Consider the following 13,177-nt stretch of genomic DNA (forward strand, 5'->3'; position numbering starts at 1 on the left):
ACAACCGCGGACTTCCGCGATCAGCCGGTCTTGCCGAGATGCTCAAGCGCATCCTCGGCACGCAGCGGCACCCGCGAGACCTCGTTGTTGAGATCGACGAGCTGCGCCAGCAACGCCATCAGCATCTTGCGATCCGCGGCCTTCAGCGGCGCCAGCATGCGGGCCTGGGCGCGATCGACCGCAGGCATGATCGCTCGGAGCAGCGCGCCACCTGTCCTGGTCAGATAGAGCAGCTTGACGCGCTTGTCCTCGGCCGACGGCCTGCGCTCGATATGACCCTTGCTCTCCAGCCGCTCGATCACGCTGCCGAGCGTCGAACGGTCGAAGGCGATCACCGCCGACAACCTGGTGGCATCGATGCCCGGGTGCGTCTGGATCGCGACCAGCGCTGCATATTGCACCGGCGTCAGGTCGAACTCCCGGCACTCCTCGACGAAGATCGACACCGCAATCTGCTGCATCCGCCGGAACAGATAGCCCGGCTTGGTGTAGACTGCGTCCATCGTGATGTCGGGCGGCCTACTCGGCATCGGGCTGACGCTCCGGAGCAGCATCGGCGAAAGCCGGCAACGCCTTCGCCGCGGCTTCGGCCTGCAGCAGGCGCGGGAACGCTGCGACATCGACGCCGAAGCGGCGTGCATTGCCAAGCTGCGGCACCAGGCAGAGATCGGCCAAGGTTGGCGTCGCGCCGAAGCAGAATGGGCCAGGCTCATGCCTGATCAGCGCTTCGCACGCAGCGAGCCCCTCGCGGTTGGCCCAGCCGGCCCAAGCCGTGACCTTGTCCTCGGGCAGGCCGAGCTCACGCAGCCGCGCCAGCACCTTCAGGTTCTGCACCGGATGGGTGTCGCAGGCGAGCACCTGCGCGAAGGCACGGACCTGGGCGCGGCGCAACGGATCCTTCGGCAGCAGCGGCGGCTCGGGATGGGTCTCATCGAGCCATTCGATGATCGCAAGCGACTGGATCAACGCGGCGCCGCTGTCGTCCTCGAGGGTCGGGACGAAGCCCTGCGGGTTGAGCGCGAGATAGTCGGGCGCGCGCTGCTCGCCCTTGCGGAGATGATGCGGCAGATGCTCGGCCGTGAGACCCTTGAGATTGAGCGCGATCCTCACGCGATAGGATGCGCTGCTGCGGAAATAGCCGTGCAGCTTCATCATGGCAGTCCTCCCGAATTGATAGCTCTGGTCGCAATTGACGGTAGCGTGATTGACAGTATACTGTCAATCAATAACGACATCTGATCGGGAGGCGCGCATGGCCGCAGTTTCGACCCCGGAACGCGAGGCGTTCTACAAGAAGATCGACGGCGAAAACATGACGGCGCTGTGGACCGTGATGAGCGATCTCATCACTCCCGAGCCGAAGAGCGCCTGCCGTCCGCATCTTTGGCAGTTCGCGGCGATACGCGACTACATGGTCGAGGCCGGGCGTCTGATCACGGCGAAGGAGGCCGAGCGGCGAGTCCTGATCCTGGAGAATCCGGGCCTGCGTGGGCAGTCCAAGATCACCACCTCGCTCTATGCCGGCATTCAGATGGTAATCCCCGGCGACGTTGCACCCGCCCATCGGCACAGCCAGTCCGCGTTGCGCTTCGTGCTGGAAGGCAAGGGAGCCTTCACGACCGTCGAGGGCGAGCGCACCCTGATGAAGCCGGGCGACTTCATCATCACGCCGTCGATGACCTGGCACGATCACGGCAACGAGACCTCCGAGCCGATGTTCTGGCTCGATGGCCTCGACATTCCCCTGGTGCAGTTCCTCGACGCCTCCTTCGCGCAAGGGTCGCAGGAGGATCAGCAGAAGGTCGCACGCCCCTCAAGCGACAGCTTCGCCCGCTATGGCCACAACCTGCTGCCGGTCGACGCCAAGCGCAGATCGCGGACGTCGCCGATCTTCAACTATCCCTATTCCTACACGCGGGAGGCGCTGGAGAGCGCCAAGCGAAGCGAGGAATGGGATGCGTGCCACGGGCTGAAGCTGAAATTCTCCAATCCGGAGACCGGCGACTTCGCCATGCCGACGATCGGCACCTTCATCCAGCTGCTGCCGAAGGGCTTCAAGACTGCGCGCTATCGCTCGACCGACGCGACCGTGTTCACCGCGATCGAAGGCAAGGGCCGCAGCCGCATCGGCGACCAGACCTTCGAATGGGGACCGCGCGATCTGTTCGTCGTTCCGAGCTGGCAATGGGTCAGCCATGAGCCGGACGAGGATGCCGTGCTGTTCTCGTTCTCGGATCGCCCAGTGCAGGAGAAGCTCGACCTGTTCCGGGAGGATCGCGGCAACACCTGACACCGCCGGATCAGCGCCAGCGCAGGAGCCGCGCTTCCAGCATGCTGATCAGCCGGCCGACGGCGAGGCCGAACAGCGACAGGATCAGGATCCCCGCCATCAGCTGATCGGTCTGCATCAGATTGCCGGCCTGCAGCACGAAGGTGCCGATGCCGGTCTCGGCGCCGATCATCTCCGCCGAGACCACCAGCATCAGCGCCACCGACGCGGTGATGCGGAAACCAGCGAGGATCGAGGGCAGCGCCCCGGGCCAGATCACGCGGCGGACGATGGTCGGGAACGGCACGTCGAAGCTCTGCGCCATGCGGATCAGGTTGTGCGGCACCGCATCGACGCCGCTATAGACCGAGATCGTGGTCGAGAAGAACACGCCGAGCGCGATGGTCGCGATCTTCGGCTGCTCGCCGATGCCGAGCCAAAGAATCAGCAGCGGCAGCACGGCGATCTTCGGAATCGGAAACAGCGCCGAGACGAAAGTGATGCCGATGCTGCGCGCAATGCGCCACAGGCCGATCGAGAAGCCGACGACGATGCCGGTGGCGGTGCCGAGCGCCCAGCCGGATACGATGCGCACGAACGATGCCGAGACATGCTGCCAGAGCGCGCCACTTTCGGCCAATCGATACAGGGCGCGCAGGATCGTCAGCGGCGTCGGCAGGAACAAGGGATTGACCAGGGCGAAGCTGCCGATCAGTTGCCACAGACCGAGAGCCGCCGCGAGCGCGAGCCAGCCGGCCCAGCGGCTTGCGGCCGGCGTGAAGCCGCCGCCCCGGAACGGCACCTTCCGGGCCTGCGTGCCGACCACCTCAGGCGGTTCGGCCGGGGAGCGTTCAAGCATTCTGAACCTCGCGCTCGGCATCGATTGCCTCGGTCCGGATCAGCCTCCAGAGCTCGTTCTGCAGGTCCAGCAGTTGCGCGCGTACTCCGGTATCGCCGCGGCTGCGCCGCGTCGCCGGGACGCTGACGACCTTCCGGATGCGGCCAGGACGACGCGACAGCACGACGATGCGGTCGGCGAGCCGCACCGCCTCCTCGAGATTATGCGTGACATAGACCGCGCCCATAGTGCCGTCGGCGAGCAGATCGACGAAGTCCTCCATCAGCAGCTCGCGGGTCTGCGAGTCCAGCGCCGACAACGGCTCATCCATCAGCAGGATCGCCGGGCGGACCGCCAGCGCCCGGGCAATGCCGACCCGCTGGCGCATGCCGCCCGACAACTGCTTGGGATAGACGGTCCGGAAGTCTGCCAGCCCGGTCCGCTGCAACGCATCGTCGACGGCGACGGCGCGCTGCTGCGCCGACAGGGACGTATGGAGGAGCGGAAAGGCAACATTGTCGGCGACGCTTGCCCACGGCAGCAGCGCGAAGTCCTGGAACACGAACGTCAGGGGATTGAGGCTGCCGGGCGGCGGGGCTCCGCGCAGCAGCGCCTGACCTTTGCTCGGCTGCAACAACCCTCCGAGGATCGCCAGCAGTGTGCTCTTGCCGCAGCCGGACGGCCCAACGACGGCGACCACCTCGCCGGCTCCGACGGTGAATGATACGCCATCGAGCACTTCGAGCGCGTCGAAACGATGGCTGATGGTCTCGGCGATCAGGTCCATGTCAGGCGATCCCGCTGCAGTTCCGCGCTGCGCCCGCCTTCATCAATCCGGCTTCACAAGGTCTTTGGCGATGATCGCGGCCGCATCATAGCCCTGGTCCGCGAACCCCTGCGCCTGCAGCCATTTGATCTGGCTGTCGATGTTCTTCACATCGAGCTTGCCGTCAGGATCGATATAGGCGCAATTGCCGACCACCTGCTCGACCGGTAGGTTCGTATACTTGCCGATGATTTCCAGCAATGGCCTGGTCTTGCCGTCGATCGCGGCAGTGCCGTCCTTGACCGAGGCGAGCACGACATCATGATACTCGCGCTCGGCGCGCTGAAGCGACGTCAGCAGCTTGCCGACCAGCACGGTGTTGGCCAAGGTTTTCGGCCCCGCGAACACGCCGCTGACCTGCCACGGCGTCTCGTCGCCGACCCAGCCGAGATGCTTGACGGCGCCCTCCTCCATCAGCTTGCGTGCGACGGAAACCGGCATCAGCGCCGCGTCGACGGTCTCACCCTTGATTGCCGCCGACATGTTGGACATCGATTGCAGCGGCACGATCTTCACGTCGGCGAGCTTGAAGCCGTATTTGTCGGCCAGCAGTCCCACCGAATAGTGAAAGCTCGACCCGACCTGGGTCATCGCCACGCGCTTGCCGGCAATATCCTTCGGCGCCTTGAGACCTGCCTCGTAAGCCTTGTTGCTGGCGAAGTAGCCGATCAGCGGAAACCCGGGGCGGTCACGGCTCATGCCGGCGATGATCTTCAACGCGCCCTTGCCTGCGAGGTTATACAGTCCTGCGGTGAAGGCGGTCACCCCGACATCGACGTCGCCGGTGGCCGTCGCCACGGCGATCGGTTGCGCTGCATCGAAAAACTTCAGCTCGACGTCCAGGCCAGCTTCGCGGAAGTAGCCCTTGTCCAACGCGATGAACACCGGCGCGGACGAGGACAGCCGGAGAACGCCGATCCGGAGCTTGGCATCGTCGGCCAGCGCGGTGCTGATCGATACGAGGCTCCAGAGCAGCCCCAGGACGAAGCCAACGCATCGGAACATCACACTCTCCAATATCTGGCGACCTGCACACCCGGCCCAACGACGACGCCGACTTGTTGCAATATTTCGAGCCTGATGTCGCGCCAAATTTTCGGGAGTCGGGAGATCGCAGCCTCAGAGGACGGGCGTCTTGCTCCAAGCCGGCTCGTCCATCACGGTAACGCGTGTTGAGCTAAACGCCCTTGCAGTCGGCGGTCCGGTCCTTCCGCGACCGTGAGCTTCTTGCAGGCGCCGTGAAACGTCTCGATCCCCTTCAATCCATCCTCTGCACGGACCGACTTGGCCGGCAGGCTCGCCACGCCGAGGGCCAGCGGCCAAACGGATGAAGCTGTCTCTCTCATCGCGATCCTCTGACAAAGTGGATATTGCCGAGCAGGCCGGATTTGCCGCGTGGACCGTACGGTGGCGAGTGACGACCGGCGACGCAGCGACGAGCTCTCCTGCTGGCTCATCCTGCTTGCGCACAGGGGTGACGGCCTCAGAAAGTCTGCATCACTGGCTTCTCGCCATTGGACAGAAATAGCCCTTCAAAGCGGCCGATCTCGCTGTCGGCCGTGCATTCGATCAGGTCGGGTCCCTTGAAGGGATTGCCGTGACGGCATTGCCCCTTCGCCGTCACCTTGTTGATCGTCTTCCGACTTTGGCCAATGATCATCATATCGACCGGCGTGACGAACTTGTCCGGTCCGGGTTGCTCCTGCAGATCGCCGCGGTTCGAGAACGTGACCACGCTGCCGTCGAGCAAGGTGAAGTAGAAGCCGGTGCGCTGATCGTCATAGTCGGTATTGAGCAGCGCGCCCTTGCATTCGGAGCTGCGATCCTCTCCCGCGACGATGAGCTTCTGGCAAGTCCCCTTCACGACCACCATGCCGGTGAGCCTGGCATCGGCGCGCGACGGAGCTGCAGAGAGCATCAGCACGCCGAGCGCGCATACCGACACCGCCAACACTGCCGACCTCATCGAACTCCCCTCCCTTTTATTATAACTATGCCTCAACCTCTGGTGACGGAGAAGTTCTATTTTTGTTCTCATGCCATTTTTCTCCGAAAGAGGCGCTCGGCGCGTCAGCCGGCACGCGCTTCCAGGGTCTCCAGCCACGCCGCGAACGCCTCCGTCAGGTCCTCCATGACGGCCCGATCATTCCGGCCGGAGCGCGCAGGCACGTGGAAGGCGTGGTCGGCCTGATCGATCCAATGCACGGTCGCGCGCGGTCCCAGCCGCTTCACGACGGGCGCGAGCAGCTCCATCTCCGCCAGCTTGTCGCGCGTCCCCTGCAGGAACAGCATCGGGACCTCGATCGGAGCGAGATGATCGGCGCGCACAATGGAGGGCTTGCCGGCGGGGTGAAGCGGAAAGCCGAGAAAGGCGAGCCCGGTCACGCCTGGCAGCGGCGCTGCACTCTGCGCCTGCGACGTCATGCGCGCTCCGAACGACTTGCCGCCCGCGACGAGCGGCAGCCCCGGACAGAGCCGCGCGGCCTCCGCCACGGCAGCCCGCACCGCGGCGTGGGCGAGTGCGGGCGGATCAGGGCGCTTGCTGCCCTTCTCCATGTAGGGAAATTGAAAGCGGAGCGTCGCGATGCCGCGCGCGGCAAGGCTTGCGGCCGCTTGGTTCATGAAGACGTGGGTCATGCCGGCGCCCGCCCCATGGGCGAACACGAAACCGGCGCGCGGCCGCGGCGGGGCCATGAACAGCGCGGACACGACGTCCGCGCCGTCGACGGGAAACGCAAGGGAACGCGGCTGGTGCTCGGTCATGCCCCAGCGTGTGAGCCTGCGCTCCTTGCGTCAACTCCAGTCGCCACCGACTTTGCAGCTCAGGCCGCGGTCCGGATCGTCTGCAGGAAGTCGGCGACATTGCTCTTCAGCGAAGCGGCCTGCTGCTGCAGCGCGGCGGCCGCCGCCAGCGCAGCTTCAGCGCCGGCATCGGTCTGCCCGGCCACGTTACGCACGTCGCCGATCTCCTGCGTGACCGCCGCCGTGCCGCTGGCCGCCTGCTCGACGTTGCGGGCGATCTCGCTGGTCGCAGCCCCCTGCTGCTCCACCGCGGCGGCGATCGCATTGGAGATCTCGGCAATCTCCCGCACGGTCGTGCCGAACTGGGCGATCGCGCCGACCGTCTCCTGCGTCGCGCTCTGGATGGTCGCGATCTGGCTCGAGATCTGCTCCGTCGCCTGCGCGGTCTGCGAGGCGAGGTTCTTCACCTCGCTCGCGACGATCGCAAAGCCGCGGCCGGCCTCGCCGGCGCGCGCCGCCTCGATGGTGGCGTTGAGCGCCAGCAGGTTGGTCTGGCTCGCGATCGCCTGGATCAGCTGCACGATGGTGCCGATCCTCTCCGCCGCGCTGGACAGCCCGTCGATCAGCTCGGATGTCCGCTGCGTCTCGTGCGTGGCCCGGGTCGACACCGTGACCGAGCGCTGGACCTGGGAGGAGATCTCCCTGATCGAGGCCGCGAGCTCCTGGGTCGCCGAGGCCACGGTCTGCACATTGACGGAGGCCTGCTCGGCCCGGCTGGCGACCGCTTCCGCAAGGCCACGGCCGCGTTCGGCGACGCGCGCCAGCTCGCTGGCGCTCTCGCCCATCTCGGTCGCACGCCCGCCGACGCCGGTGATGACGCCCTGCATGCCCTGCTCGAATCGACCAGCCAGATCGGACATCATGCGGGCGCGCTCGGCCTCCGCAGCTTCACGCTGTGCCGCGGCCTCCTGCTCCATGCGGCGTACAGCAAGCGCATTGTCACGGAAAATCTCCACGGCGCGCGCCATCCGGCCGATCTCGTCGCGCTGCTCGCCGCCGGGAATCGGCTGATCCAATTCGCCGGCCGCCAGCGACTGCATGCGGTCGGTCATGCCGCGGATCGGGTTCGACACGCTGGCGCCGATCAGCCAGGCCAGCACCGCTCCGAATATCACGGCTGCGGCTGCCGTCACGATGATGGTCTGCTTGGTATCTTCGACCGCGACGCCGGTCCTCGCGGCCTGCTCTGCGCGCGCCGCACCGAGCTGCTGGTTGATCCGGCTGACCTGGGTATCGATCGAGGCGCTCGCCTTGGCGAGCTCCGCCTGCTTGGCGCGCAGGTCAGTGGCCACCTTGATCACCTCCTCGAGCGCAGCCGCATCCGCCGTGAGAGCCTCTTTCAGCGCAGCAACCAGCGCCTTCAGCTTGGCATCATCGACACCCGCGATCTCGGCCTCCGCATCGGCAATCGCGAGCTTCGCATAGACGAAGGTGAGCCTGGCATCGTCGGCATCGCCATTCGACAACGTGTTGGTATAGCGCATCACCGCGATGCGGACCGCGTCGACGACGCTGGCCAGACGCAACGGATTCATCAACGGCTCGCTGCCCGCGCGATTGGCGAGGGCAACCTGGATGCCGCCCATGTTGATTCCGGCGACGGCGCCCAATGCGTCGGTCTTGGTCGTCGCCGCGCGCAGGCGGTCCACGGCCTCGGCCGCGGCAGCGAACGATGAGCGATAGGCCGCCAGCGCGCTTCGCACCGGGCCCATGCCGTCAGCCAGCACCTTCAGCCTGCCGGACTGCTTCTCGACCTGATCGGCGAGACCGCCGACGGCGTCGATGGCCTTGCTGGCCGCATCCTTGTCACCGACGTTCCAGGTACGGATGAATCTCTCAACCGCGCCGTTGGCAGCGAGCAGCGCGGCACGCACCTGCGACATGCCGGCGTCCCCGGCCGCGCTGGTGACGAGTTCGTCCACGGTGCCGCCGATGCGCCCGACCTGGATCATGGCGAAGCCGCCGAGCAACACCAGGAAGCTCAGGATCAAGGCAAAGCCGCCGAAGATTCGCGGGCGGACACCGATCCAAGACATCAGAGAAGACAATTTCATCGATTTGCCCGGCTGTTTCACGGAGTGGACCTGATAGTGGCGAGCAGCTCCTTGCCGAAGCGCTTCTCGAAGTCGGGATCGAGCGGCCTGACCGCATCGACGAAGGTCTTGCGATCGAACGTCTCGATCACCTCCATGCCGCCCTTGCGCAGCTCATCGAGCTTCTGCGCATCGAGCTGGGCCTGCCAAGTGACCTCCGCAGCCGCCTTGGCGGCGGCAACCAGCGCGTCACGGTCCGCCGCATCGAGATGATCGAACATCGCGCGGTTGGCGACGAAGGCGATCGGCGCGAAGAAATGGCCGGTGAGCGTCAGATATTTCTGCACCTCGTCGAAGCGATTGGCCGCGATGGTGGCGACCGGATTTTCCTGACCGTCCAGACGACCGTCCTTGAGCGCTGCATAGACCAGCGGAAAATCCATCGGCATCACGTCGGCACCGAGCGCCTTGAAGGTCATCTGGTAGACGGGATTGGGGATCACGCGGATCTTGAGGCCCTTGACGTCATCGACGGTACGGACCGGACGCTTCGAGTTGGTGAGATTGCGAAAGCCCTGCTTGCCCAGCGCCAGCAGCACCAGTCCCTTGTCGGCGAACTTGGCGCCGATCGCGGCGGCGACCGGCCCTTGCGCAACCGCCTTGGCATGCGCGGTGTCACGGAACAGGAACGGGATGTCGAAGACGCCAAGCTCGGGAACGACCGCGCTGGCGATGCCGCCGGACACCACTGCCACGTCCACCGCGCCGCTCCGGGTCGCAGCCAGCACCGCCGCCTCGCTGCCGAATGCGTTGCCCGCACGCTCATCAATGATGAGCCGCTTGCCGGCCAGCGCCTGCAGCTTCACGCGAAATTCGTCCGACCCGATCTGCTGCGGGTTCTGAATCTGCGAGTTGAAGACCAGCGACACCATTCGCGGAGACGCCGTCGCCGCTTGGGTTCCGAGCAGGGTTCCCACCAATGCCAAGAAACAAACTTCAAGCAGCTGTCTGCGCATGAAACACCGGGTTCGTTTTTCCTCGATGCACAACTACCAGCGAGATATGGTTAAGATGTTAAGACGCGATTCCCGTCTTGCCCGCTTCAGCCGTTCACTCCCTGATAGTCACATGCGATACGGCCGTAAAACTACGGAGATCGCCGAGTTCACCTGTCGATCCAAAGCCTGAGGCGCGGCGCGATACTTGATTTCGATTTATCGAAAATGGTGAGACCAAGCCGCTACGCAAGAGCGGCAGGCTCGATCATCGGCGCATGGCCCCTGACAGCATCACTCGCGTGCCGGCAACCGTAGGAACAGCCATCAGCAGTGCATTGGCGACGTCCGCCGCCGCGATGGGCTTGTAGTTCGCCGGAATCAGGAAGCCGATGATGCTGTTCAGCCTGTTGCCCCATTCCTCGCCCGGCCGGCTAGGCTGTCCCAGCTCCGCCCGCGGGCCGACCAGCAGCGAAGGCCGCGCGATCACCAAGCCCTCGAAGGGCAGCGCGGTCAGATCGTCCTCGAGCTCGCCTTTCACCCGGCTATAGAAGACGGGCGAGCTGCTGTCGGCGCCCATCGCGCTGACCAGACCAACGCGCCTGGTGCCGCTCGCGAGCGCGGCCTTGGCGACGGCGAGGTTCGCGTCGTGATCGATGGCGCGGAAGGCGGCCTGGCTCCCGGCCGCCTTGATCGTGGTCCCGAGTGCCAGATAGAGCTCGTCGGCCGGCGGCAGGGACGGCAGCGCGGTGAAATCCACGACATGCGCCGTCAGCTTGGGCGAATGGTCAGGCGGCGCGCGGCGGCCGACGACATGCACGCGATCCACGGTCGGGTCGGCAAGCAGGCCGCGAAGAAGCTCCCGTCCCACCAGCCCGGTCGCGCCGGCAATGATCACGGTCCGGTTCGTCATGCTCGGTCTCCGCTCGCGGCCCGCCGAGCAAGGTAAGCATCACCGCACAGATAGGGAAGACGGCAACGACACGCCGCCGAAGGCCATGACGCCGCAGACATGACGCCGCAGAGGGGACATGCCCTCCGCGGCGCCTCATCGCCATCCGCCTCAGGCGCCCTTGCGCCGCTCCGCCGCCTTGGCCATCGCCGCCGCAAGCGCGCCGCCGCCCGACGACTTCTCCTCACGCGTGGTCATGCGGGCCGCCGGCGGCCGTGCGCTGGTCCGCTTCTCGCCCTTCGCCGGCAGCGGATCGGACAGCCGAAGCGTCAGCGAGATGCGGTTGCGCGGCACGTCGACGTCGAGCACCTTCACCTTCACGACCTGCCCCGGCTTCACCACCTCGCGCGGATCATTGATGCGCTTCTCGGACATCGCCGAGATGTGGATCAGGCCGTCCTGGTGCACGCCGATATCGGCGAAGGCGCCGAACGCCGCGACGTTGGTGATAGTCGCCTCCAGGATCATGCCGGGCTTGAGATGGGTGATCTTCTCGACGCCCTCCTGGAAGGTGGCCGTCTTGAACTCCGGACGCGGATCGCGGCCGGGCTTCTCCAGCTCCTTGATGATGTCGGTGACCGTCGGCACGCCGAAGCGCTCGTCGGCGAACTTCGTCGGGCTCAACGCCTTCAGCACCTTGGTCTCACCAATCAGCGCCTTGATGTCGCTCTTGGTCGCCTCGAGGATCTTCTTCACGATCGGATAGGATTCCGGATGCACGCCGGAGGCGTCGAGCGGATTGTCGCCGTCGCGGATGCGCAGGAAGCCGGCGCATTGCTCGAACGCCTTCGGTCCGAGCCGCGGCACTTCCTTCAGCTTGTCGCGGCTCGGGAACGGGCCGTTGCTGTCACGGTGCGCGACGATGTTCTGTGCGAGGCTCTCCCCGATGCCCGACACGCGTGCGAGCAGCGGCGCCGAGGCGGTGTTGAGGTCGACGCCGACGGCGTTCACGCAGTCCTCGACGGTGGCATCGAGCGCGCGTGCCAGCTCATACTGATTGAGGTCGTGCTGATACTGGCCGACGCCGATCGAGGCCGGCGGTACCTTGACGAGCTCGCCGAGCGGATCCTGCAGGCGGCGCGCGATCGAAACGGCGCCGCGGATCGACACGTCGAGATTGGGGAATTCCTTCGCGGCGAACTCCGAGGCCGAATAGACCGACGCGCCGGCTTCCGACACGATCGCCTTGGTCAGCTTGAGATCCGGCTTCAGCTTCATCAAATCGTTGACCAGCTTCTCCGTTTCACGCGACGCCGTGCCGTTGCCGATCGCGACCAGCTCGATGCGATGCTTGATGCAGAGCTGCGCGAGCGTCAGCATGCTCTCGTTCCACTGCCGCTGCGGCTCGTGCGGATAGATCGTGGCGTGGTCGACGAACTTGCCGGTGCGGTCGATCACCGCGACCTTGACGCCGGTGCGGAAGCCGGGATCGAGGCCGAGCGTGGCGCGGCCGCCGGCGGGAGCAGCGAGCAGCAGATCACGCAGGTTCGCCGCGAACACGCGCACCGCCTCCTTCTCCGCCTCCTGCCACAGCCGCATGCGGATATCGAGCGCCAGCGAGGTCTTGATGCGGGTGCGCCAGGCCCAGCGCACGGAGTCGGACAGGAACTGATCGGCTGGGCGGCCCTGCCGCGAGATGCCGAAGGTCACCGCGATGCGATTCTCATACAGCGACGGGTCCTTCGAATCCTCCGGCTCGCCATCGCCGAAATCGAGCTGCAGCACCTCTTCCTTCTCGCCGCGCAGCATCGCCAGGATGCGGTGCGACGGCAGCTTGGTGAACGGCTCGGAGAAGTCGAAGTAATCGGCGAATTTCGCGCCCTCGGTCTTCTTGCCGTGCCGCACCGTCGCCTTCACGGCGCCGCGGGTCCACATCTCCTCACGCAACGAGCCGACGAGATCGGCATGCTCGGCGAAGCGCTCGACCAGGATCGCGCGTGCGCCTTCCAGCGCCGCCTTGACGTCCTTGACCGGATTGTCGCCGTCCTTCTTGATAAACGCCTTGGCCTCGACTTCCGGAGCCTTCATCGGATCGCCGATCAGCATGTCGGCGAGCGGCTCGAGTCCGGCTTCCTTGGCGATCTGCGCCTTGGTGCGGCGCTTCTCCTTGAACGGCAGATAGATGTCCTCGAGCCGGGCCTTGGTGTCGGCGGTCGCCAGCGCCAGCTCGATCTCCGGCGTCATCTTGCCCTGTGCCTTGATGCTCTCGATGATCGCGGTGCGCCGTGCATCCATCTCGCGCAGATATCGCAGCCGTTCCTCCAGCGTGCGCAGCTGCGTGTCGTCCAGCATGCCAGTCGCTTCCTTGCGGTAGCGCGCGATGAACGGCACGGTCGCGCCGCCATCGAGCAGGTCGATCGCGGCCTGGACCTGGGCATCCCTGACGGCGAGCTCAGCGGCGATGATGGAGGCAAAATTCGACACGGTGTTCTTCCGAGATTCGTGACGGGGCTGATTGGATA

General features: G+C 65.7%; 12 protein-coding genes. 1 reads left to right on the forward strand and 11 read right to left on the reverse strand.

The window, feature by feature from the left end; translation table 11 throughout:
* Positions 1 to 20: 20 nt before the first annotated feature.
* Positions 21 to 530 (reverse strand): MarR family transcriptional regulator, encoded by a 510-nt coding sequence (locus tag QX132_RS10890; protein ID WP_315735076.1) that lies wholly within the window; start codon positions 528 to 530, stop codon positions 21 to 23.
* Complete coding sequence (gene maiA / locus QX132_RS10895) at positions 520 to 1,152, reverse strand: maleylacetoacetate isomerase (protein ID WP_315735728.1); 633 nt, start codon at positions 1,150 to 1,152, stop codon at positions 520 to 522. Before maiA ends, QX132_RS10890 begins: the two co-directional genes overlap by 11 nt.
* A 100-nt stretch (positions 1,153 to 1,252) precedes the next feature.
* On the opposite strand from maiA, the gene gtdA reads away from it, so the two are divergent.
* On the forward strand, positions 1,253 to 2,290 hold the full coding sequence (gene gtdA / locus QX132_RS10900) for a gentisate 1,2-dioxygenase (RefSeq protein WP_316161128.1): 1,038 nt from the start codon (positions 1,253 to 1,255) through the stop codon (positions 2,288 to 2,290).
* 10 nt (positions 2,291 to 2,300) lie between these two features.
* Here the strand turns inward: gtdA and QX132_RS10905 are convergent, their stop codons facing one another.
* From QX132_RS10905 to QX132_RS10945, 9 genes are all read right to left on the reverse strand, one after another.
* Positions 2,301 to 3,128 carry an ABC transporter permease gene (locus tag QX132_RS10905; RefSeq protein WP_316161129.1) on the reverse strand — a complete coding sequence of 276 codons (828 nt, stop codon included), beginning with the start codon at positions 3,126 to 3,128 and terminating at the stop codon, positions 2,301 to 2,303.
* The gene (locus tag QX132_RS10910) at positions 3,121 to 3,894 is read right to left on the reverse strand and encodes an ABC transporter ATP-binding protein (protein WP_316161131.1); all 774 of its coding nucleotides are present in this window, start codon (positions 3,892 to 3,894) and stop codon (positions 3,121 to 3,123) included. The genes QX132_RS10905 and QX132_RS10910 overlap by 8 nt, the downstream gene beginning before the upstream one ends.
* A 42-nt stretch (positions 3,895 to 3,936) precedes the next feature.
* The gene (locus QX132_RS10915; protein ID WP_316161132.1) at positions 3,937 to 4,938 is read right to left on the reverse strand and encodes an ABC transporter substrate-binding protein; all 1,002 of its coding nucleotides are present in this window, start codon (positions 4,936 to 4,938) and stop codon (positions 3,937 to 3,939) included.
* A 478-nt stretch (positions 4,939 to 5,416) separates the two neighbouring features.
* Positions 5,417 to 5,899, reverse strand: coding sequence for a hypothetical protein (locus QX132_RS10920; RefSeq protein WP_315735090.1), 483 nt, complete (start codon positions 5,897 to 5,899; stop codon positions 5,417 to 5,419).
* A gap of 104 nt (positions 5,900 to 6,003) precedes the next feature.
* Positions 6,004 to 6,696: an alpha/beta family hydrolase gene (locus QX132_RS10925; protein ID WP_316161134.1), complete on the reverse strand. Its 693-nt coding sequence runs from the start codon at positions 6,694 to 6,696 to the stop codon at positions 6,004 to 6,006.
* Positions 6,697 to 6,755: 59 nt separating this feature from the next.
* The gene (locus QX132_RS10930; protein WP_315783240.1) at positions 6,756 to 8,771 is read right to left on the reverse strand and encodes a HAMP domain-containing methyl-accepting chemotaxis protein; all 2,016 of its coding nucleotides are present in this window, start codon (positions 8,769 to 8,771) and stop codon (positions 6,756 to 6,758) included.
* 35 nt (positions 8,772 to 8,806) lie between these two features.
* Positions 8,807 to 9,700 carry a TRAP transporter substrate-binding protein gene (locus QX132_RS10935; RefSeq protein WP_316161136.1) on the reverse strand — a complete coding sequence of 298 codons (894 nt, stop codon included), beginning with the start codon at positions 9,698 to 9,700 and terminating at the stop codon, positions 8,807 to 8,809.
* A gap of 331 nt (positions 9,701 to 10,031) precedes the next feature.
* Positions 10,032 to 10,676 carry an NAD(P)H-binding protein gene (locus QX132_RS10940; RefSeq protein WP_316161138.1) on the reverse strand — a complete coding sequence of 215 codons (645 nt, stop codon included), beginning with the start codon at positions 10,674 to 10,676 and terminating at the stop codon, positions 10,032 to 10,034.
* A gap of 150 nt (positions 10,677 to 10,826) precedes the next feature.
* On the reverse strand, positions 10,827 to 13,139 hold the full coding sequence (locus QX132_RS10945) for a Tex family protein (RefSeq protein ID WP_315773203.1): 2,313 nt from the start codon (positions 13,137 to 13,139) through the stop codon (positions 10,827 to 10,829).
* Between the last annotated feature and the right edge of the window lie 38 nt (positions 13,140 to 13,177).

Origin of the sequence: Bradyrhizobium sp. SZCCHNRI20481 (assembly GCF_032485055.1) — a bacterium.
Lineage (GTDB): Bacteria > Pseudomonadota > Alphaproteobacteria > Rhizobiales > Xanthobacteraceae > Bradyrhizobium.